We start from the raw sequence: 20,209 nt of genomic DNA on the forward strand, positions 1-20,209 counted from the left end.
ATCTGGCACAGCGCTTGCAAAAGTCCTAGCAGCGGCGGGCAACCGGAGCGCCGCGATGGGAGAAGTCACGCAGGGCGGGTTCCGTCCATCCGGCCAGGGAGAGTTCGATGCATATCGCAGACCAATCCGCCGCGCCCGCCGCGCAGCGCAAGCCCCTCTATGCCCAGCTCTACGTGCAGGTGCTCGTAGCAATCACCGTCGGGATCCTGCTCGGCCATTACTATCCGTCGATCGGCGAGAGCATGAAGCCGCTCGGCGATGCCTTCATCAAGCTGGTCAAGATGATCATCGCCCCGGTCATCTTCCTGACGGTCGCAACCGGCATCGCCGGCATGAGCGACCTGCAGAAGGTCGGCCGCGTCGCCGGCAAGGCGATGCTATACTTCCTCACCTTCTCGACGCTTGCGCTCATCATCGGCCTTGTCGTGGCCAATGTCGTGCAGCCGGGCGCCGGCTTCAACATCGACCCGGCAACGCTCGACGCATCGACTGTGAACACTTACGCCGCCAAGGCGCATGACCAGTCAGTCACCGGCTTCCTGATGAACATCATCCCCGGCACGATCGTCGGCGCCTTCGCCGACGGCGACATCCTGCAGGTGCTGTTCTTCTCGGTGCTGTTCGGCATCGCGCTGGCGCTGGTCGGCGACAAAGGCACGCCGGTGCTCAACTTCCTGCAGGCGCTGATGGCGCCGATGTTCAAGCTGGTCGGGGTGCTGATGAAGGCAGCGCCGATCGGCGCGTTCGGCGCGATGGCCTTCACCATCGGTAAATACGGCATCGGCTCGGTCATCAACCTCGCCATGCTGGTCGGAACCTTCTACGCGACCTCGTTCCTGTTCGTGTTCGTCGTGCTCGGTGCGGTCTGCCGCTACAACGGCTTCTCGATCCTTTCCCTGATCCGCTACATCAAGGAAGAGCTCCTCCTGGTGCTGGGCACATCGTCGTCGGAAGCCGCACTGCCCTCGCTGATGGAGAAGATGGAAAAGGCCGGCGCCAAGCGCTCGGTGGTCGGGCTGGTCATCCCGACCGGCTATTCCTTCAATCTCGACGGCACCAATATCTACATGACGCTGGCGGCGCTGTTCATCGCCCAGGCGACGAACATCCATCTGTCGATATCAGACCAGATCCTGCTGCTGCTGGTCGCCATGCTCTCTTCGAAAGGTGCCGCCGGCATCACCGGGGCCGGCTTCATCACCTTGGCCGCGACGCTTTCGGTGGTTCCCTCGGTGCCGGTAGCTGGCATGGCGTTGATCCTTGGCGTCGACCGCTTCATGTCGGAATGCCGGGCGCTGACCAACTTCGTCGGCAATGCGGTGGCGACGCTGGTCGTGGCGCGCTGGGAGGGCGAGCTCGATGAAGCCAAGCTGGCCAGGGCATTGGCTGGTACGGCCGACGACAGCCTGCCGGCGGACATCGTTCCCGCCGAGTAATCCGCCGTTCCGTGAAATGACGATGGCCGCAGGCACCCAGCTTGCGGCCATCGGCCTATGTCCGTGATGTCAGACGGCTTTGCCCAGCGGCGACTCGCCTTTGCGCCGAAGAAATGGCAGCGCGACGGATCGACCTGCATCGCGATCCGGCCGCGCAGCTTGAGCTCAGCCATTGAAGTCCCTCCTCGTGTCCGGATATGTGCTTGGGCCGACAGGCATGGGAGCCGCCAACGTGCCGAAATCGTCGAACAGGACAAGGCTGGCGGCACCAACCAGCCCGGCGTGGCGGCCGAGCTGGGCCTGGACGACCGGCACGTCGCGATAGGCGAGCATGGCGCGCTGGCGGATGATCGCCCCGATGACGGGCGCCATCAGGTCGAGGCCATTGGCGATGCCGCCGCCGACGACCAGCACGTCGGGCGAATAGAGATGCAAGAGATTGGTGAAGCCGACGCCGAGCCAGCGGGCCTCCTCCTCGAGCAGGGCCACAGCGAGACCATCCTGCAGCCGCGCGGCCTCGACCACGTGGCGTCCCGTCACCTCAGCGTTGGCCGACAGGCGGCGCAGCGTGGAGCCATCGAAGGCTGACGTGGCGGCATTGGCGCGGCGGCCGAGCGCGGTTCCCGAGGCGATGGCCTCGAAGCAGCCGACGACGCCGCAAACGCAGCGCTCGCCCTCGTTGGTGATGGTCATGTGGCCGATCTCCGCGGCAAGGCCGCGGCGGCCATGCAGGATGCGCCCGTCGGCGACGACGCCGCCGCCGATCCCGGTCGAGACGGTGACGAAGACCAGTGAGCGCGCGCCATGGCCGGCGCCGAAGCGCCATTCGCCAAGTGCGGCCGCATTGGCGTCGTTCTCCAGCCGCACCGGCAGGCCGAGCCGCCGCTCGAGGATGTCGGCCAGCGGCACGTCCTGCCAGCCGGCCAGCGTCGGCGGTCCGACGGCGATGCCGGCCAGCGGATCGAGCGGGCCCGGCGCGCCGACGCCGACGCCGAGGATCGACAGCCCCGGCGCCTCGGCATGGACGGTCGCGGCCAGCGCCTCGATCTGGCCGATCACTGCATCGGGGCCGGCCTGCGCCTGCGTCGGCACCACCGCGAAGGCCAGTATCTTGCCGTCACGGTCAACCAGAGCGGCACGAAGCTCGCTGCCGCCAAGGTCGATCGCAAGAGCGGCTTCAATGCTCATCAGGCCGCGACCTTCAAATCATGCAGCCAGCCGATGCGGCCGGCGAGATCCTTGTCGCCGAAAGCGAGCGAACCGAGCACCACGGTCTCGGCACCTGCCGCGCGAAGCCGCGGCACGGTTTCGTGGCGGATGCCGCCATCGGCGGCGAGCACCACAGCCGCCTCGCGGCCGGCGTTCCGCAGGATAGCGCGGGCCTCGCCCAGCCTGTCGCAGGCTTTCTCCGACAGGCCCTGGCCCTTGACCCCGATCGCGGTGCCGAGAAGCGTGACGAAAGCCACCTCGGAAACGAAAGGCGTCACCGCCTCGACCGGCGTTTCCAGCCTCAACACGACGCCGGCTTCGGCGCCGAGTGCACGCGCTAGCCGCACCGCGCGCAGACCCGATTCGCCATTCTCGGCATGGACGCTGATCATGTCGGCGCCAGCCTCGATGAACTGGCGGGTCTGTTCCTCGACGATCGCCCCGTCGACCATCAGATGGACGTGGATGGGCCTGGCCGTCAGTTTGGCAATGCGGGCGACGAGATCGGGGAAGAACAGGAAGGACGGCGCGAAATGGCCGTCCGCGACATCGATGTGGTGCAGATCGACATAGGGTTCGATACGCCTGAGGTCGCTCTCGAAATTGGCGAGATTGGCAGACCACGATGAGAATTCGGCGATCAGACGGTCGCGCGGCAATGCGGCGATGGCGGCCGGACCTGACAGGGCTTTCGAGATCATGATTGTTCCTGGTTGTTGAAATTGCTGTCGAGGAAGCTGCCGATGGCGGCACGGATTTCGGCGAAATGGCTGTTCTTGTCGATAGCCTTCGGCGTCACCTCGGCGAAGACCGCGTTCGGGATCGTTTCCGCCAGTTCGCGGGCGGTCGCCACGGGATGGACGAGATCGATGCCGCTGCCGATGACCAGCGTGGGCCTTGCAAGGCCGGCGGCTTCGGCCCGCGTCACACCAGGCCCATCATTGGCGATCGACTGCATTACCTCGGCGAAGACGGTTGCATTCTCGCGCTCGAAGAAGCCGAGCAACGAAGCGAGATTGTCCGGGGCCTCGCTGCGAAAGCGGGTTGCCGTCGCGGAGGACGCGAAGGCATCGCGCGCCTCGTCCAGCGGAAGCCGGTCGATGAGTTCCGCCACTTCGACGTAAGGCTGCATGTTTTGAGGCGCCGCGTCGAAAGCCCAGGCCGGACGCACCAGCACGAGGCCAGAGACGCGATCCGGGTGATGCAATGCGAGACGCAGCGCGATCGCCGCGCCCATCGAGATGCCGCCGGCGACAAAGCGCTCCATTCCCGCCGCATCGGCGGCAGCCAGCACATCGTCGGCGAACATCGCGATCGAGAACGGACGCTCGCTGCCGGCACTGGCGCCGCCTTGCGCACGGCATTCGACGGTCAGCCGGCGGCGCGACGGGCCGTCGGGAAAGTTCTGCGCCACCTGGGCGGCATCGCCGCCGAGGCCATGCTGGAAGACGATGGGAAGGCCCTGCCCCATGTCGAAGACACGGAGCGCTGCATCGCCGCGCAGCATGATCGTCGGCGCGACACCCATCAGAGCAGCCTTCGCAGGAAGATTGCGACGCCAGGAGCTTCATCGGCGGGCAAGCCGTGCGTGACGAGCGCGCCATCGAAACCCACGCCCTTCAAGCGCGCGACGAAGTCCGGGAAGTCGACGACGCCCTGGCCTGATGTGGCGAAGCGGCCGTCGGCGAAACGGTCCTTGGCATGCGCCATGGCGATGTGGCCGGCTGCCTCATCGATCGCGGCGGCGACGATAACGTGCGCTTCCTCCGGCGTTGCATGCTCGAACAGGTTGGCGGGGTCGAGCACTATCTTGAGATGTTTGGAGCCCATGGCGGCGATCAGGCGCATCGCATCCCCGGCCGAGGTGACGATGTTGGCCTGCTCGGGCTCGATGCCGAGATCGACGCCGGCGTTCTCGGCGAGCGCCAGCGCCTTTTCCATCTCGGCGGCCATGTCGGACCAGGCCGCCGGCGTGACGTTGTCGGGATGATATGCCCATTGGTCGGCTGCGTTGCGCGAGCCGGTGCAAAGCGTCACCAGCGGGATGTCGAGGGCTGCCGCCGTTTCGATGACGATAGCGAGGCGGCGAAGTCCGTCGTCGCGCACAGCCTTGTCGGGATGCGCCATGTTGTAGGTGCCCGACAGCGCGGCCAGCAAAACGCCTGACGATCGCGCGGCGGCGCGGATGGCAGCGACCGCATCCGCCGGCACGACGTCCGGCATCGACGGCAGGCCGGCGCAGGCGAGATTGAACTGCGTCGTCTCGTATCCGGCCTGCTTGACCGTGGCCAAGACGGCGGCCGGATCGGTGCCCGGAAAAGTCTTGGCGAAGATGCCGAGGCGCATCAGACCGCACCCGAAACCGAGGCGAGCTCGATCCGCTCGCCAGTCTCGACAGAACGGGCAATCGCCACCATGGCGCGGATCGAGGCGATGCCGTCCTCGACATTGGCGCCGCGCATCGGCGCGCCGTTCAGAACCGTGTCGGCAAGGCCCTCGAGCTGGCGACGGAAGAAATGGCCGTCGGCGCCGAGCGGTTTTCGCGAGGTCGCGTCCTTCTCGTGGAAGATGTCGACCTCGCTGGCGCGGAAATACCAGGGGTTGAACGTCTTGGCGATGACCGAACCATTCTCGCCATAAAGCTGAAACCCTTCGTGCCAGTCCATGCGCACGGCGACGGTGAGGTCGAGATGGCCAAGCGCGCCGCTGGCGAATTCGGTTTCGACGAACCAGCAATAGGCGCCGAAGCGCTCGTTGAGGCGGGCGCGCACGGCAACGATCTCGCCGCAGAGGAAGCGCGCGGTGTCGACGAGGTGCGAGCCATGCGCCAGCATGAAATACTGCCTGAGATCAGCCTTCGGATTGCCCGCAGGTTTCTTCGCCAGCTTGCTGGTGACGGGCAGCGGCTGCACCGCATCGGTGTTGGTATAGCGATGGGTGGAATCGCAATACCAGGCCTTCAGCGCCAGAACCTCGCCGATCTCGTCGCGGACGAAGTCGCGCGCGGCCTCCAGCGCCGGGTCGAAACGCTTCATGTGGCCGACCTGCAGCACCTTGCCGGAGCGCTTGACCGCCTCCGCCAAGGCCTCGCCTTCCTCGACCGAGGTACCGATCGGCTTTTCGCAGAGAACATGCTTGCCGGCATCGAGCGCCTTGATCGACATCGGCACGTGATAGGCATCCGACGTGGCGACGATGACCGCTTCCAGTTCGGGATCGGCGAGCATGGCGTCATAGTCGGCATACATCTTCTGCGGTTCATAGGTGGCATCCATGCGGGCGAGCAGATCGGGTGCCGCATCGCAGATGGCGTAGAGGTCGGCATTGCCGGCCTTGACGCAGGATTCCAGATGCGCGAACTGCGCGATCGGGCCGCAGCCGAGCACACCGACCCTGAGGCGTCTGTCGTGTTTCTTGATCATCGTCTCAGGCCCCGTAGCCGCGCATCGTCTGGCGGTTGGTCTTGACCGCACCGGCCGGATCGGCGGCCGCGGTGTCGGATTCTTCTTCCAGCACCAGCCAGCCGTTGAAGTTCGGCGCGGTACCGGCGATCTCGATGACTTGTGGCGTGTCGCAAACACCTTTGCCTAGCATCGCCCACGTGCCCTTGGCGTCGACGTCCTTGAGGTGGATGTAGCGGATGCGGTCGCGGTAGGTGGTGAGCGTATCGGCCATATCCTTGTGGCCGCGCAGGATGTGACCGGTATCCGGCACCCAGCCGACCAGATCGGGGTCGAGCAAGGCAAAGATCGCGTCGTAATCGGCGCGGTCGAACAGCAGCGTGTTGTGATGGGAACTCGGATGCACCGCGATCTGGACACCGGCCTTGCGGCCGAGCTCGCCGGCTTTGTTGTACAGCTCGGCCGCGATAGCGAATTTGTCGTCGCGCGGCCCGTTGGAGACGACGGTCGCCGAGCCCATCGACACCAGCGCATCGGGAAAGTTTGCCACGAAATCGATCCAGCGCCTGGCGGTTTCGAGGTCGGCGCCGATCTCATCCTTCAGCGTGAAGCCGCTCTTCGAACCGAAGGCGAAGGAAATGAGCGCCAGGCCAGACGACTTCAGCGCGGCGGCGAACTCGGCTGGCTTGCCGGCGTAGCCGCCGATCATGGTGTCGGTGATCTCGATGCCGGCGTAGCCGCCATCCGCGATCGCCTTCAACAGATCGTCGGGGCCACCGGTGAACCGGTCTCCCAGCATTTCCCAGGTGAAGGTCTGGCAGCCGACTTTGAGGTCTTTCACGTTCATCCTTTCATTCCTTGATTCCGCCTATTCCTTGAGGCGGCGCTGCGTCAGGCTTTCGATGATGTGGCGCTGGAAGAACAGCACGAGCATGATCAGCGGAACGGGACGACGGCCGAGGCCGCGGCGATATCGCCCGCCAGCAGATAGGGTCCAATGATCTATTGCAACACACGGGGGCCTGCTCCGTCAGTTCTCCTTGGATGGACATCCTACTTGACCGAGCCTGCGGTCATGCCGGCGAGGAAGAACCTCTGGGCAACGAGGTAGATGAGCAAGAGCGGTAGCGAGCCGAGCACGCTCATCGCCATCATCTGGTTCCATTCGAAGGCGTGCTGCCCCATCAACAGCTGTATGCCGATCGGGACGGTGCGCATGGACGTTGACTTCGTCAGCGTCAGCGCAAAGAGAAATTCGTTCCAGCATAACAGGAAGGTGTAGACCGACGTCGCCACGATACCAGGCAGAGAAATCGGGACGATCACTCGCCAGAGCGCTGTCCAACTCGTGCCGCCGTCAACGGCGACGGCTTCATCGAGATCGCGTGGCAACGTGTTGAGGTACCCTGTCATCAGCAGGATCGCATAGGGCAACGTAAACACCAGGTAGGTCAGGATCAGCGCCACATAGGTGTCGAAGATGCCGTACGAAACGACAAGCCCGAAGAAGGGGATCAAAAGTGTGATCGGCGGGATCGTCTGCGTGCTGATGATGAGCGTGTTCAGGCTGCCCTTGCCGCGGAAGTTGAAGCGGCTGAACCCGTAGGCCGCCAGCAAGGCGATCAGCACTGTCAGCACGGTCACCGCTCCCGCCACGAAGTAGCTGTTGAAGAAGAAGCGCAGCTTTACCGGGTCGCCGAGGATGGCTGCATACGCTTCCAGCGTGAAGGCCTTCGGCAGGATGGTTGGTGGCAGGGCAAAGATTTCGGTATTCGACTTGAACGAGCTGCTGAGCATCCAGTAGATCGGGAAGGCTGCGAAGAACAGCCCTGCCGCAAGAGCAACATGCAGCGCGACGGTGATCAGTTTGTCTTTGCCAGAGTGCCGTTTCCTCATGGCGTCCTACCTGGCCCGCTGATAGCGAATATAGAACAGCGTCAGGCCGAGAGAGATCAGCAGGATTACCACAGCGCTCGCCGACGCCTGGGACAGGTTGTAGCTCGAAAACGCCAGCTTGTAGGTGTAAGTGCTGAGGACCTCGGTCGCGTATATCGGCCCGCCGCCCGTGGTTATCCAGATCAACGGGAAGACCTGCATGGTCCAGATGAAGTCGAGCAGCGAGATGCTGATGATGATCGGCATCAGTTGCGGGATGGTGATGAAGATCAGCTTCTGGTAGGCCTTCGCCCCATCGATATCGGCGGCCTCGTAGAAATCCTTGGGAATGCCTTGCAGACCCGCGAGCAGGCTGACCATGAAAAGCGGGTAGCCCGCCCAGATATTGGCGAAAGTGACGGCGTGCAGCGCGGTCTCGGGCGAGGAAAACCACTCGATCTTGGAACCGATGATGCCCATCTGCATGAGAATGCTGTTCACGACACCGTTCGGCTCAAGCAAGAGACGCCAGATCACGGCGATGATCACCGCGGTGAACAGCCAAGGCAGTATGTAGAGCACGCGCAGCACATTGCGCAGCGTCGGATTGATGCGGTCGCTGTTCAGCATGAGTGCGAAGACCATACCGATGGTCATATGGAAAACGACACTCATGCATGTGAAATAGAGCGTATGCCACAGCGAAGCCCAGAACACGGGATCGTCAAAGATCGCCTGATAGTGCTTTAGCCCGGCAAAGGATGGATCACGACGCAGCACCGCGCTGTTCTGAAAGGAATAGGCAATCACCGTGACCATAGGCAACAGCATCAGGAGCCCGACTATGAGCAGCGAGGGCGACAGATAGAGATAGGGCGCCATAGCTCGTTTGAGCTTGTGATGGGAGCGCTTCTGCCGGGTCATGGTGGCAACCTCGCGACAAGAGAAAAGAGCTTCAAATACCATTCAGGTTCGCCATCTGCCGGTTGGCCCGCCTAATGGCAGGCCAACCGATAAGTGGGCCGCGAGAGCGGAGCCCGCCGATCAGAATTTCGCCATCCAGCCCTTTTGCGCGGCAGCGGCTGCCTCTTCCGGCTTTTGCTCACCGGCAAGCATCTTTTGAGCCTGCACGTCGAACTGGGTCATCAGGTCTTCAGCCACCGGCAGGCCCGTGAACTCGTTGGCGAGATAGCCGGTCTTGAAGATCTCGAAAGCCTTGCCGAAAGCCTTGTCAGACGTCACGAAGTCAGGCTTGGCGTTGACGTTACCCGGGAAGGCGTTTGCAAGCGAAACGAGCTTGGCGTTCACCTTTTCGCTCATCAAGTACTGGACGAGTTTCCAGGCCTCCTCCTGATGTTTCGAGGCCGCGGAGATACCGATGCCCCAGGAGGCATAGGGAAGGCCGCGCTTTCCGGTATAGTTTTCCACGACCGGGACCGGGATGAGGTCGAAGTTCAGCTTGGGATTGCGCTTGCGGATAAGGTTCACATGCGCAAGCGAGTCGATCATCATCCCGACGCGGTCGTTGACGAATTCCTCGACTTTTTCCTGCTCGGTCTTGGTGGCGATGCCGGGCGAGATGGTGCCGGCGTCGTTGAGTGATTTGACGAAGGTGAGCATATCCACCACCGGTTTGCCCTCGAGGTCAGGCTTGCCGTTCGCCATCATCGACTGACCCGAAGCCCAGACCCATGACATCATGTCGTTCTGGACACCGGACGGCGTTTGCAGCGACAGCGGCAGCACCCAGCCGTACTGGTTCTTGTCGGCGTGCGTCATCTTCTTGGCGGCTTCGAGAAATTCCGCTCGGGTCGACGGCAGCTTGGTCACGCCTGCCTGGGCGGCGAGGTCCAAATTCACGAAGACCGGATAGACGAACGAAGCGACCGGGAACATCACCGCCTTGCCGTCCACCTTGATGATATCCGCGACCTGGCTCTTGTCGAAGCCGCTTGCGTCCATCATCGGGTTCATGTCGGCCAGCGCGTTCTGCGCGTTCAGATTGTTTACCCAGGCGCCGTCGAGACCGACGACGTCGCTGAGCGTTCCGGTTGCGGCACCAACCGAGATCTGGTCTCGCGTGGTCGCGTAGGGGCCGCTTACCAGCGTCACCTTGATTCCGGGGTTCGCGGCCTCGAAGTCATCCATGATCGCCCTGAGAGAGCCAGCCGGCAATTCGGGCTCCCACCATTGGGTGAATTCCAGCGTCGTGTCCGCCATGGCGCCGGTTGCGCCAAGCAACCATGCGGCCGCGGCTATTTTCAGCATCGCGGGTTTTATACGGAACGTCATATTCTCCTCCTTCTCTGGGGATCGACCGCACAATGCCGCCGATCGTCTGGTTATTCAGAAGTCTTCTTACGCAGATGCCTCGCCCTCGCCTGCGGGCCTTGCCACGGATCTTCAGATCGCCAGATGCGTCTCGGGATCGAAGAAATGCAGCTTGACGTCATCCAGAGCCAACTGGATTTCCGAGCCGGAGCGGACTGTGCTGACCGGTTCGAATTTCGCCACCGCGTTCGACGCCCGGCCGAAATCCTCCACCGCGTCCGGGTCGCCGGAGTCCACCCGGACCGCGTCGATGTTCAGATGGACGATGTGCTCGGACCCGAGTTCTTCGATCGAGGTCACCTTTGCCGGTATCGTCTGGTACTTGCGGCCGGATTCGAGGCTGCTGTCATAGAGATGCTCCGGTCGGATCCCGAACACGACCTTGCGTCCCGCATAGGATCTCAAGGCCGGCCTGCGGATGAAGGCCTCATCCTGCAGCCGGACGGCGAAGGTACCGGAAATCAGGTCGTCGCCCGTCAGGGTCGCCTCGAAAAGGTTCATCGAAGGAGAACCGATGAAGCCGGCAACGAAGGCGTTCACCGGCGATTCATAGAGTCTCTTGGGGGTGTCGACCTGCTGCAGCACGCCGCCTTTCAACACCGCGACCCTGTCCCCCATCGTCATCGCTTCGGTTTGGTCGTGGGTCACATATATGGTCGTGACGCCGAGCTGCTTTTGCAGGCTGGTGATTTCGGCGCGCATCTGAACACGCAGTTTCGCGTCCAGATTGGAAAGGGGTTCGTCCATGAGAAAGGCGGCTGGCTCGCGCACCATGGCGCGACCCATGGCAACCCGTTGACGCTGTCCGCCTGAAAGGTTCGCGGGTTTGCTGTCCAGCAGCGATGTCAGTTGAAGGGTTTTGGCGATCTCGTCCACGCGCTTCTTGCGCTCGGCCTTCGGCTTGCCTGCCAGCCGCATCGAAAAGCCGATGTTTTCGAACACGGTCATATGCGGGTAGAGCGCGTAGCTCTGGAAGACCATCGCGATGTCGCGGTCCTTGGGCGGCATGTCGACGACGTCGATCCCGCCGATCCGAAGGCTGCCGCTGGTGATGTCCTCCAATCCCGCAATCATCCGCAACGCGGTGGATTTGCCGCAACCGGACGGCCCGACGAGAATCAAAAACTCACCGTCCTCGACCGATAGGTTCAAGTGATCGATCGCGTTGAAATTGTTCCCGTAGGTTTTGCAGATATTCTCAAGAATGACTTCTGCCATCTTCCTCCCTCCACAAGTCTAATTCACCGCTTTTTATAATTCTCCTCGGCTTGTGTTCACCTGCGAAATACTTTCTGCGATAGTTCAGGTTCCAGTATCGAGCTGCGCATATTTCAGTTCGACTGCTGACGGCGCGTTCGCCGATGCCAGGAATTCCATGACCTGATTGCCGGTCGGAAGCGCCTCGCGCCCGCCCCGCCCCGTTATCGAAAGGGCCGCCGCCGCGGCCGCGAATGCGACCCGGCGTGCGGTGTCGGCCCCGCGCTCCAATGCAAGGGCATACGCGCCATGAAAGCAGTCACCGGCGCCGGTCGAATCGACGACGGCGACCCGATGCGGAGGCAGGTGCCAGAGCCGTGTCTCGTCGCGTCCGCGATAATAGACGCCCCTGCCGCCGTCCGTCAGAACCACGGCGGACCGCGACGGCAACCATAAGGCATCGAGAATCTCGGCGGGCGATCGGCACCCCGTGGCAGCCCGCGCAAAGCCCAGGGGAAGAATGAGATGATCGCACAGCGCGATCAATCTCTCGGTGGCTGGGCCGCTGCTCCATTCGATATCGCCGAGGATCGCAAGGCCGAGATCGCGAGCCCGAACCACGACATCCAGCGTCCGGATCGCGTAACTATCGACGATCAGGACTGTCGCGCGGCTGAGGACCTCGTCCGGAAAGTCCGGCGCGGTGCCCAGCATCGCTTCGTCGTCATACGCGATGAACCGCTCCCCATCCGACCCGACGGTGATCCGCGAGCGCACCGGGCGTGCGTGCGGGTGGCGCGGCGCGAATGCAGTTTCAACGCCGCTCGCAACGAGATCGCACAGCACGGCGTCGTCCGCGGCACTGCCCAGCCATCCGATGAACCCGGCGGTTCCGCCAAGCCGCGCGACGGCGGCAAGGGCCGTGGCGACATTTCCGCCGAAAGCTCGGGCGCTTTGCAGAACCTTCCCCTTGCCCGCCGACAACGGCTGATCGACATAGACGATGTCGTCGATCGCAATAGCTCCGAAGCCGAGGATTGAAGGGACGGTGGGCATCGTTCAGGCACCTGCCTTCGCCAGGGCATCTTGCGCCGAAAGGCCGTCATGGATGACGCCCCGAAAGGCAATCGCTGCCTTCTCCGGATCGCCATGCCCCCAGAGATTGCGGCCCACCACGGCACCGCGCGCGCCGGCAAGGATGGCGTCCGCCGTCTGCTGAAGGGCGCCGAGCAGCGTATCGGTCTTCGGGCCACCCGCGATCACAACCGGCACCGGGCAGGTCCGAACGGTCTCTCGGAACGACTCGAAATCGCCCGTGTAACCGATCTTGATCACGTCGACGCCGGATTCGTAGCCGATGCGCGCCGCATAGGCGATCTCGTCGGGGGTGAAGACGATTTTTGCGCCGTCGGTGAAATCGCGAGGGTAGATATGCGCGACTACCGGCATGCCGAAGCGGGCCGCCGCATTCACCGAATCGGTCAGCCAGCGTATGTATTTGCCCTCGGTCGCGCCGCGTACCGGAATGGCCACGGCCAACGCATCGGCGCCAGCGCGCACCGCATCCTCGGGCGTTGCAATCAGTTCACTGATGCGATCATCCGGGGTGAAGCAGCCGGCCTGGATCACCAGGGAAGCCTTGCCCGCGTATTGAGGCCACAGGTGGCGCGCGGTGCCTGGCTGAATGCTGACGTAGTCGGGTTTGCCCACCATGACGCGAGCGAGCGCGCCCGGCAGATCGGCAAGACCTCCTTTGCGCACGTCGCCATAGCCGACAAAGTGGTCGACCGCGCCGCCAAAAAGGTTTCCCGATGGATGCGAGAAGAGGCGCGCAAGGCGCACTTTGGTTCCTAGGCTCATGAGTGCAAAATGTCCCAATCGTTTGGTTTCAAAATCCTGGAACCAGTGTTTGCGAAAGAAACGATAAATGCAATCTTTCGAAAGCTTTCGAATTTGCGTATTTTTGGTAAGGTGAGCCGAGGCCAGGGCGGTTGCTCGGTGCATGGAGGCGAGGACAGGGCAATGTTGTCAGAGCAGAGACGCCAATCGATCCTGGGTGAGGTGCAACGTAGCGGACAGGTTCGCACGAAGGACTTGTCCGACGATTTTGGCGTGTCGGAAGTCACGGTGCGCTCCGACCTCGAGATACTGGACCGCAAGGGACTACTGACCAAGACCCGTGGAGGGGCGGTGACCCGGACCACGGATTCGACCACGGCCGCGTTCGCCCGGCGGATGCAAACGAACCTCGATGCGAAGAAACGCATCGCCCGGGCAGCGGTAGAGCTGTTCGAGGACAACCAATCGGTCATCTTCGACGGCGGCTCGACATTGATGCAAGTTGCCATGCAGTTACCGCCGCTCAACAACGTCGTGGTCGCGGCCACGGCGATGAATATCGTGCAGCATCTGATGCATCGGCCCGGGCTCGACGTGCACATGATCGGTGGCCGGGTCTATCCAGACACGGTGAGCACGCTGATTACCGATGCCGATACCGCTCTCGGCGGCTTGGTGGCGCATCAGGTCTTCGTTGGAGCGCATGCGATCGACTCGTCACTGGATGTGGTCGACGTGAACGAAGACATGGCGCGAACGAAGCGAAACCTGGTGCGTATGGCACGGCGCGTTGTCCTCCTTGCGGATTCGAGCAAATGGGGCGTCAGCGGGACCTCCAAGGCATTTTCGCTGTCGAGCGTCCATGTGGTAATCACCGATGATAGCCTGCCCGGTCCAATACGCAGCCAGCTGGATAAAATTGGGGCCAAGGTGATCTATGCCTGAACCCGTCGCGGTTCCCTGGCCGCAACCGAAAGACCCGATGACCCACGGATTCGCATCGGCCGCCAGCCGTTTTTTCTGTCTGTCATTTTCTCCTCCCAAGGCTGGCAGCCTCCCGATGTCGCCAGCCATTTCCGCATGTTCTATAAAAATTTTACGCGCGTCAATATTTAAAATGTTGTATAGCGATTTTGAAAGCGATCCGGCACCATTGCGACGGATCGGATAGCGGGACCGTATTGGGAGGTACGACAGAAAATGCAGGCAAAATCACAGGCCAAACTCGGCATCGGCGTCATCGGATGCGGCAACATCTCGATGACTTACCTGCGCAACGCCGCGCTTTTCGGCGGCATCGAATTGCGCGCCTGCGCCGATATTTCGGCCGAGATGGCGGCGTTACGGGCCAAGGAATACGGCATTCGGGCACTCGGCGTCGATGCGCTGCTGGCCGACCCCGAGATCGACCTCGTCCTTAACCTCACCGTTCCGGCGGCGCATTTCGACATTTCGTTCTCCGCCCTTTCGGCGGGAAAGCATGTCTTCACCGAAAAGCCGCTGGCAATCTCGGCCAGCGACGGGCGCCGGCTGGTGACCGAGGCGGCCAAGCGTGGCCTGCTGCTCGGCTCGGCTCCCGATACCTTCCTTGGTGCGGCCGGACGCAAAGCGCGCCGCCTGATGGACGAAGGCGCCATCGGGCGCCCGGTCACCGGCACCGCCTTCATGATGGGACGTGGCATGGAACACTGGCATCCCAATCCGCAATTCTACTATCAGCCGGGCGGCGGCCCCGTATTCGACATGGGACCCTACTATCTCACCATGCTGGTCAATCTGCTCGGGCCGGTCGCCCGCGTCATGGCGATGGCGACGAAGGGCCAGGAGGAACGGCTGATATCGGCCGAAGGGCCGTTCAAGAACACCAAATTCAAGGTCGGCACGCCGACCAATGTGCTGTCGCTGCTCGAATTCCGCTCCGGCGCGACCGTCACCTTCGGCGCATCATGGGACGTCTTCAGGCATTCCAATCATCCCATCGAACTGCACGGCACCGAGGGCTCATTGCGCCTGCCCGACCCGGACACGTTCGGCGGCACCGTATCGCTGTCGGAACGCGGCGCCGCCTGGAAGGACTTCGCCAGCGAAGGCGAACTCTACGGTGCCCGCAACTGGCCTTATGCAGCGCCCGACCGCGCCAATTACCGCATGCTCGGCGTCGCCGATCTGGTACGCTCGCTGCAGACCGGTGCGACACCCCGCGCTTCCGGCAATCTGGCCCTGCATGTGCTGGAGATCATGGAAGCGATCCTGCATTCGGGCGAGACGAAAAGCTCGGTTGCGATCACAGGTGACGTCGTCCAGCCGGCCCTGCTTAGCGAAGACGAGGCACGCGGCCTGCTCGCCTGACCTCCAGCGGAGATGACGATGACACTCGATCCGGATGCATTGCGTGCCCTCGAAATCGGTCGTGCCGCCGGCGGCGAACCGTTCGAGAATGGCAGCGTGGCGGCGGCACGGGCCGCCTATATCGCTTCCTTCCCAACTCAGCAGGGCGAGCACGAGCCGGTCGCGGCAACCGGACAGCAGCAGATCGACGGGCCGAACGGCCCGGTCACGATCCGCATCCATCGCGGTATCGGCGCGCCGCGGACCGGGGCGCGCGCCGTGCTTTACCTGCATGGCGGCGGCTGGGTCATCGGCAATCTCGATTCGCATGACGAAATCTGCCGCTGGCTGGCCAATCTCGGCAACGCCATCGTCGTCTGTCCCGATTACCGGCTGGCGCCGGAGCACACGTTTCCCGCCGGGCTGGAGGATTGCGCGGCGGCGCTCCGCTTCATGGCCGGGAAGGCTGGCGAACTCGGCATCGACCCGACCCGCATTACCGTTGCTGGCGACAGCGCCGGCGGCAATCTTGCCGCCGTTCTGGCGTTGCTTGCCCGCGACGGGCTGGCGCCGCCGCTTGCCGCCCAGATCCTGATCTATCCCAACACCGACGCCCGCCAGGCGGCGGACAGCTATCGGCGTTTCGGCGACGGCTTCGGGCTCACCGCCGCCGCCATGGCCTGGTTCCGCGACCATTATGTGCGAACGCCGGAGGACATCGCGGATTGGCGCGTATCGCCGCTGCTGGCCTCCAGCCTTGCCGGCGCGCCGTCCGCCTTCGTCGTGATCGCCGGCCACGACATCCTTGCCGACGAAGGCACGGCCTTTGCCGAGCGCCTGCGCACCGACGGAGTGCCGCTGGTGCTGCGACACTGGCCGGGTCAGATCCATGGCTTCGTCTCGATGGGTCGGTATATACTGGCCGCGCGGCAAGCGGTGAGCGAGGCGGCGGCCTGGCTCCGCCTGCAGACGTGTGTTCAGGCTGACTGACGCATCACCAGGGTCGCGCCAAGCTCGACGTTGCGCGCCAGATCCTGGCCGGGCGGGTCAGCCTCGTTCAGAAGCGCCAGCAGGATCTCGACGCTGCGGCCAGCCATGGCGGCGAAGTCCTGCGCCATGGTGGTCAGCGCGGGACAGGTGTAGCGGCTCAGCGGATGATCGTCATGAGCGGCGACACGGAAATCGCAATCAGCGCGGCGGCCGATCTTCAGCCCGCGCGAAAAGGCAGCCGACATCACGCCGAAGGCGAGACGGTCATTGGCGCAGAGCAGCGTGCGGGCCGGCAGGCCGCCTTTCTCGAGCGTTCTGTCCATCCATTCGTGACCGATGCGCTCGAAGTCCCAGCTATAGTCGCCCGCCGCCTTGAGAACGGTGGGCTCCAGGCCGGCGGCGTGCATCGTGTCGATATAGCTCTGCAGCCGTTCGCTCGAATTGTGGTTGACGTGCGGGATGTCGACATAGACCGGCGGTTCGCCGGACCGGCAGAGATAATCCACGATCGTCGAGGTGCTCTGGTGGTTGTCATTGCCGACGAACGGCGTGTCGCCTTCGATATAGGTGTCGAAATAGACGATCGGGATGTCCTCGCTCATCCGCTCGAAGACGCCGGGCTCGGAGACCAATCCCAAGGGCGCGACGATGGCGCCGGCGACCTTCAGCGACATCAGCGTCCTGACCGATTCCGCCTCCAGCTTCGGCGAACCGTGCGAGGAGATGACGATCGGCCAAAACCCTTCGTCGCGGCAGCGCAGTTCGATGCGGCTGACCATCTCCGCGTAGAACGGATCTGTGATCGCCGGCACCACGATGCCGACATTGCGGGTGCGCTTGCGATTGAGATTGCGGGCAAAAACATTCGGCTGGTAGTCGGACGAACGAAGCGCCGCCTCGATGCGCGCTCGTGTCGCCGGCTTCACGCTGGCCGGATCGTCAAAGTACTTCGACAGGGTCGGCCGGGACACGCCGGACGCCCTGGCGAAATCATCCATTGTCCGGTGCGTCTTTTCCGCCATCGATATTTCAGGCTCCTTGCCCTCAATGCCAGCCTTCGCGCACCGGCCAGAATCAGTCTTGCGACCATTGCGCTGAGGCAGCATTGCTTGACCGAACTTATTCAGTCAAATTTCCATGTTTCCACTACAACGCAAAAGCATTGCGCACGTCAAATTATTTATTGACGCTTTAAAAATGGCAACTTAGGTTTTGAACCCGCACGGACATGCGGATAGCGCATGGCAATCGGACGCCGTCCGTCCGGCAGATGGTGAGGACATGAAGAAACTGGTTTGCGCCGGCGAGATCCTGGTCGAGATCATGGCCGAGCGGATCGGCCAGAGTTTTCGCGCTGCCGGCCCGCTGGTCGGTCCGTTTCCGTCAGGCGCTCCCGCCATCTTTATCGATCAGGCGGCGCGGCTCGGCCAGCCGGCCGGGCTGATCGCGGCGGTGGGCGACGATGATTTCGGCCATTTGAACATCGAGCGCCTGCGCGCCGACGGTGCCGACATCTCCGCCATCACCGTCCATCAGGGTGCTGCGACCGGAACCGCCTTCGTCACCTATGAGACCGATGGCAGCCGGCACTTCGTCTACAACATCAAGCAGAGCGCCGCCGGGCTGATCGAGATGGGCGCGGAAGCGCGCGCGCTGCTGGCCGGCGCCGACCATTTTCACGTCATGGGCACATCGCTGTTCTCGCCCGAAGTGATCGAGGTTGCCCGCAACGGGATCGAAGCCGTCAAGAGGCACGGCGGCACGGTCTCCTTCGACCCCAACATCCGCAAGGAGATGCTCGATCTGCCGGGCATGCGCGACGCCTTGCATTTCGTGCTGTCGAAGACCGATGTGTTCCTGCCGAGCGGGCCGGAACTCTTCACCTTCGCCGAGGTAACCGACGAGGAGAGCGCGGCGCGCGAAATGCTGGACCGCGGCATCTCCACCGTGGTCGTCAAGAAGGGCGCGCAGGGCGCCGTTCACTACGACCGGTCAGGGCGCATCGCTTCACCCGGCTTCGTTGTCGACGAAATCGACCCGACCGGCGCCGGAGACTGTTTTGCGGCAGCCTTCGTCTCCTTCTGGCTGCGTGGAGAGGGACCCAAGAGAGCGCTCGAGATCGCCAATGGCTGCGGCGCACTGGCGGTGACGAAGAAGGGACCGATGGAAGGCATCGCCTCGCTGGCCGAGGTCGAGGCGTTCATCGCGACCAGCAGGACCGGAGCACCGGCATGAGCCAGGCGACCGACAGGCTGGCCGCCATAGCGTCGCGCCGTGCGGCCGGCGAACGCTGTGGCATCGCCTCGATCTGCTCGGCCCATCCGCTGGTCATCGAAGCGGCGCTGCGCCACGGCAAGGCGCGCAACGCCGACGTCCTGATCGAGGCCACCTGCAACCAGGTCAACCACGAAGGCGGCTATACCGGCATGACACCAGGCGATTTCCGCCGCTTCGTCGAGGCCATCGCCGGCAAGGCCGGCTTTCCCCTGGACAGGCTGGTGCTCGGCGGCGATCATCTCGGCCCCAATCCCTGGAAGCACCTGCCGGCGCCTGAAGCCATGGAGAAGGCATCGCGCATGGTGGATGCCTATGCCGAGGCCGGCTTCACCAAGATCCACCTCGACACCAGCATGGGCTGCGCCGGCGAAGGCGCGGCACCGCCCGACGCCACGATCGCCGCGCGCGCCGCCGAACTGGCCGAGGTGGCGGAGGCCGCGATTGAACGAACAGGCGGCGCCAGGCCTGTCTATGTCATCGGCACTGAAGTGCCGGTGCCGGGCGGCGCCCTGGAAACGATGGACCATCTGGCGGTGACGACACCGGAGGCGGCCCGCGAGACGGTGCGCATCCACCGCGATGCCTTCAGCCAGCGCGGCCTCGACCAGGCCTTCTCGCGGGCGATCGGCGTCGTCGTGCAGCCGGGCGTGGAATTCGGCAATGCGGAGGTGATCGCCTACCGGCCGGACCGCGCCCGGGCGCTCGCCGGCACGCTGCGCGACCTGCCGCAATTCGTCTTCGAGGCCCACTCGACCGACTACCAGCCGGTCGCCGCGCTGAGCGCTTTGGTCGATGACGGTTCTGCCATCCTCAAGGTCGGGCCATGGCTGACCTTCGCGCTGCGCGAAGCGCTCTACGGTTTGAGCCACATCGCTGACATTCTTGCTCCCGACCCGGCTCGGGAAAGCCTGCCGGCGGCGATGGAGCGCGTCATGCTGGCAGCGCCCGACAACTGGAAGAATTACCATCACGGCTCCGAGGCCGAGCAGTGGATCGAGCGACATTTCTCCTACAGCGACCGTATCCGCTACTACTGGCCGGCGCAGGCGGCGCGGCAGGCCGTGAACGCGCTGATGCAGGCGCTGGGCGAGCGCGACATCCCCTCACCCCTGATCAGCCAGTATCTCGGCCGTCTCGACGGCGCGGTGGCGAGCGGGTCCGTCGCGCCAAAGGCCAGGGAACTCCTCATCGCAGGCGTGACGGATGTTCTCGACATCTATGCCAGAGCAACTGGCTGATCGACCCTGACCACGCCTCGGCGTTGCACCTGGAAAACCAATGACGTGCGGCGCCAGCTTTTCCGGCGTGTCGGTGTAGTGCCGGACG

General features: G+C 63.5%; 19 protein-coding genes. 6 read left to right on the forward strand and 13 right to left on the reverse strand.

The window, feature by feature from the left end:
- Positions 1-107: 107 nt before the first annotated feature.
- A complete protein-coding gene (locus FJ434_RS09495; protein WP_140505625.1) occupies positions 108-1,436 on the forward strand; it encodes a dicarboxylate/amino acid:cation symporter in 1,329 nt (442 codons plus the stop codon).
- Between the two features lie 165 nt (positions 1,437-1,601).
- Here FJ434_RS09495 and FJ434_RS09500 read toward each other — a convergent pair whose 3' ends face one another.
- The 12 genes from FJ434_RS09500 to FJ434_RS09560 form a co-directional block, all read right to left on the reverse strand.
- The gene (locus FJ434_RS09500; protein ID WP_140745859.1) at positions 1,602-2,624 is read right to left on the reverse strand and encodes an ROK family protein; all 1,023 of its coding nucleotides are present in this window, start codon (positions 2,622-2,624) and stop codon (positions 1,602-1,604) included.
- Positions 2,624-3,346, reverse strand: coding sequence for a ribulose-phosphate 3-epimerase (locus FJ434_RS09505; protein ID WP_140714758.1), 723 nt, complete (start codon positions 3,344-3,346; stop codon positions 2,624-2,626). The genes FJ434_RS09500 and FJ434_RS09505 overlap by 1 nt, the downstream gene beginning before the upstream one ends.
- Positions 3,343-4,173, reverse strand: a complete 831-nt coding sequence (locus FJ434_RS09510; RefSeq protein ID WP_140745861.1) for an alpha/beta hydrolase — start codon at positions 4,171-4,173, stop codon at positions 3,343-3,345. The genes FJ434_RS09505 and FJ434_RS09510 overlap by 4 nt, the downstream gene beginning before the upstream one ends.
- Positions 4,173-4,991, reverse strand: coding sequence for a sugar phosphate isomerase/epimerase (locus FJ434_RS09515; protein WP_140745863.1), 819 nt, complete (start codon positions 4,989-4,991; stop codon positions 4,173-4,175). Before FJ434_RS09515 ends, FJ434_RS09510 begins: the two co-directional genes overlap by 1 nt.
- On the reverse strand, positions 4,991-6,067 hold the full coding sequence (locus tag FJ434_RS09520; protein ID WP_140745865.1) for a Gfo/Idh/MocA family oxidoreductase: 1,077 nt from the start codon (positions 6,065-6,067) through the stop codon (positions 4,991-4,993). Before FJ434_RS09520 ends, FJ434_RS09515 begins: the two co-directional genes overlap by 1 nt.
- A 4-nt stretch (positions 6,068-6,071) precedes the next feature.
- On the reverse strand, positions 6,072-6,893 hold the full coding sequence (locus FJ434_RS09525) for a sugar phosphate isomerase/epimerase (RefSeq protein WP_140745867.1): 822 nt from the start codon (positions 6,891-6,893) through the stop codon (positions 6,072-6,074).
- Between the two features lie 206 nt (positions 6,894-7,099).
- Positions 7,100-7,942, reverse strand: a complete 843-nt coding sequence (locus FJ434_RS09535) for a carbohydrate ABC transporter permease (protein ID WP_140745869.1) — start codon at positions 7,940-7,942, stop codon at positions 7,100-7,102.
- Positions 7,943-7,948: 6 nt separating this feature from the next.
- Complete coding sequence (locus FJ434_RS09540; protein WP_140505642.1) at positions 7,949-8,845, reverse strand: sugar ABC transporter permease; 897 nt, start codon at positions 8,843-8,845, stop codon at positions 7,949-7,951.
- 120 nt (positions 8,846-8,965) lie between these two features.
- Positions 8,966-10,213 carry a sugar ABC transporter substrate-binding protein gene (locus tag FJ434_RS09545; protein WP_140505644.1) on the reverse strand — a complete coding sequence of 416 codons (1,248 nt, stop codon included), beginning with the start codon at positions 10,211-10,213 and terminating at the stop codon, positions 8,966-8,968.
- Positions 10,214-10,324: 111 nt separating this feature from the next.
- Positions 10,325-11,470 carry an ABC transporter ATP-binding protein gene (locus tag FJ434_RS09550; RefSeq protein WP_140745871.1) on the reverse strand — a complete coding sequence of 382 codons (1,146 nt, stop codon included), beginning with the start codon at positions 11,468-11,470 and terminating at the stop codon, positions 10,325-10,327.
- An 84-nt stretch (positions 11,471-11,554) separates the two neighbouring features.
- Positions 11,555-12,505 carry a PfkB family carbohydrate kinase gene (locus tag FJ434_RS09555; protein ID WP_140745874.1) on the reverse strand — a complete coding sequence of 317 codons (951 nt, stop codon included), beginning with the start codon at positions 12,503-12,505 and terminating at the stop codon, positions 11,555-11,557.
- Between the two features lie 3 nt (positions 12,506-12,508).
- Positions 12,509-13,309 carry a class I fructose-bisphosphate aldolase gene (locus tag FJ434_RS09560; RefSeq protein ID WP_140746079.1) on the reverse strand — a complete coding sequence of 267 codons (801 nt, stop codon included), beginning with the start codon at positions 13,307-13,309 and terminating at the stop codon, positions 12,509-12,511.
- Between the two features lie 162 nt (positions 13,310-13,471).
- Here FJ434_RS09560 and FJ434_RS09565 point away from each other — a divergent pair, with 162 nt between their 5' ends.
- The 3 genes from FJ434_RS09565 to FJ434_RS09575 all read left to right on the forward strand — a co-directional run bounded on the left by FJ434_RS09565 (position 13,472) and on the right by FJ434_RS09575 (position 16,606).
- The gene (locus tag FJ434_RS09565; protein WP_140745876.1) at positions 13,472-14,233 is read left to right on the forward strand and encodes a DeoR/GlpR family DNA-binding transcription regulator; all 762 of its coding nucleotides are present in this window, start codon (positions 13,472-13,474) and stop codon (positions 14,231-14,233) included.
- 255 nt (positions 14,234-14,488) lie between these two features.
- Positions 14,489-15,637 (forward strand): Gfo/Idh/MocA family oxidoreductase, encoded by a 1,149-nt coding sequence (locus FJ434_RS09570; RefSeq protein ID WP_140745878.1) that lies wholly within the window; start codon positions 14,489-14,491, stop codon positions 15,635-15,637.
- Positions 15,638-15,655: 18 nt separating this feature from the next.
- On the forward strand, positions 15,656-16,606 hold the full coding sequence (locus FJ434_RS09575; RefSeq protein ID WP_140745880.1) for an alpha/beta hydrolase: 951 nt from the start codon (positions 15,656-15,658) through the stop codon (positions 16,604-16,606).
- Here FJ434_RS09575 and FJ434_RS09580 read toward each other — a convergent pair.
- Positions 16,594-17,628 carry a LacI family DNA-binding transcriptional regulator gene (locus FJ434_RS09580; RefSeq protein ID WP_140745882.1) on the reverse strand — a complete coding sequence of 345 codons (1,035 nt, stop codon included), beginning with the start codon at positions 17,626-17,628 and terminating at the stop codon, positions 16,594-16,596. The two genes, FJ434_RS09575 and FJ434_RS09580, sit on opposite strands and share 13 nt — an antisense overlap.
- Positions 17,629-17,887: 259 nt before the next feature.
- Between FJ434_RS09580 and FJ434_RS09585 the strand changes: the two genes are divergently transcribed.
- Both FJ434_RS09585 and FJ434_RS09590 read left to right on the forward strand, forming a co-directional pair.
- The gene (locus FJ434_RS09585) at positions 17,888-18,841 is read left to right on the forward strand and encodes a sugar kinase (protein WP_140745884.1); all 954 of its coding nucleotides are present in this window, start codon (positions 17,888-17,890) and stop codon (positions 18,839-18,841) included.
- The gene (locus FJ434_RS09590) at positions 18,838-20,121 is read left to right on the forward strand and encodes a D-tagatose-bisphosphate aldolase, class II, non-catalytic subunit (protein WP_140745886.1); all 1,284 of its coding nucleotides are present in this window, start codon (positions 18,838-18,840) and stop codon (positions 20,119-20,121) included. The genes FJ434_RS09585 and FJ434_RS09590 overlap by 4 nt, the downstream gene beginning before the upstream one ends.
- Positions 20,122-20,209: the final 88 nt, after the last annotated feature.

It is taken from the genome of Mesorhizobium sp. B2-5-13 (assembly GCF_006440535.1).
In the GTDB taxonomy this organism is placed as follows: domain Bacteria; phylum Pseudomonadota; class Alphaproteobacteria; order Rhizobiales; family Rhizobiaceae; genus Mesorhizobium; species Mesorhizobium salmacidum.

Coding starts and splice junctions, on each gene's coding strand:
- FJ434_RS09495 (WP_140505625.1), top strand. CDS start 108: ATGCATATCGCAGACCAATCCGCCGCGCCCGCCGCGCAGCGCAAGCCC.
- FJ434_RS09500 (WP_140745859.1), bottom strand. CDS start 2,624: ATGAGCATTGAAGCCGCTCTTGCGATCGACCTTGGCGGCAGCGAGCTT.
- FJ434_RS09505 (WP_140714758.1), bottom strand. CDS start 3,346: ATGATCTCGAAAGCCCTGTCAGGTCCGGCCGCCATCGCCGCATTGCCG.
- FJ434_RS09510 (WP_140745861.1), bottom strand. CDS start 4,173: ATGGGTGTCGCGCCGACGATCATGCTGCGCGGCGATGCAGCGCTCCGT.
- FJ434_RS09515 (WP_140745863.1), bottom strand. CDS start 4,991: ATGCGCCTCGGCATCTTCGCCAAGACTTTTCCGGGCACCGATCCGGCC.
- FJ434_RS09520 (WP_140745865.1), bottom strand. CDS start 6,067: ATGATCAAGAAACACGACAGACGCCTCAGGGTCGGTGTGCTCGGCTGC.
- FJ434_RS09525 (WP_140745867.1), bottom strand. CDS start 6,893: ATGAACGTGAAAGACCTCAAAGTCGGCTGCCAGACCTTCACCTGGGAA.
- FJ434_RS09535 (WP_140745869.1), bottom strand. CDS start 7,942: ATGAGGAAACGGCACTCTGGCAAAGACAAACTGATCACCGTCGCGCTG.
- FJ434_RS09540 (WP_140505642.1), bottom strand. CDS start 8,845: ATGACCCGGCAGAAGCGCTCCCATCACAAGCTCAAACGAGCTATGGCG.
- FJ434_RS09545 (WP_140505644.1), bottom strand. CDS start 10,213: ATGACGTTCCGTATAAAACCCGCGATGCTGAAAATAGCCGCGGCCGCA.
- FJ434_RS09550 (WP_140745871.1), bottom strand. CDS start 11,470: ATGGCAGAAGTCATTCTTGAGAATATCTGCAAAACCTACGGGAACAAT.
- FJ434_RS09555 (WP_140745874.1), bottom strand. CDS start 12,505: ATGCCCACCGTCCCTTCAATCCTCGGCTTCGGAGCTATTGCGATCGAC.
- FJ434_RS09560 (WP_140746079.1), bottom strand. CDS start 13,309: ATGAGCCTAGGAACCAAAGTGCGCCTTGCGCGCCTCTTCTCGCATCCA.
- FJ434_RS09565 (WP_140745876.1), top strand. CDS start 13,472: ATGTTGTCAGAGCAGAGACGCCAATCGATCCTGGGTGAGGTGCAACGT.
- FJ434_RS09570 (WP_140745878.1), top strand. CDS start 14,489: ATGCAGGCAAAATCACAGGCCAAACTCGGCATCGGCGTCATCGGATGC.
- FJ434_RS09575 (WP_140745880.1), top strand. CDS start 15,656: ATGACACTCGATCCGGATGCATTGCGTGCCCTCGAAATCGGTCGTGCC.
- FJ434_RS09580 (WP_140745882.1), bottom strand. CDS start 17,628: ATGGCGGAAAAGACGCACCGGACAATGGATGATTTCGCCAGGGCGTCC.
- FJ434_RS09585 (WP_140745884.1), top strand. CDS start 17,888: ATGAAGAAACTGGTTTGCGCCGGCGAGATCCTGGTCGAGATCATGGCC.
- FJ434_RS09590 (WP_140745886.1), top strand. CDS start 18,838: ATGAGCCAGGCGACCGACAGGCTGGCCGCCATAGCGTCGCGCCGTGCG.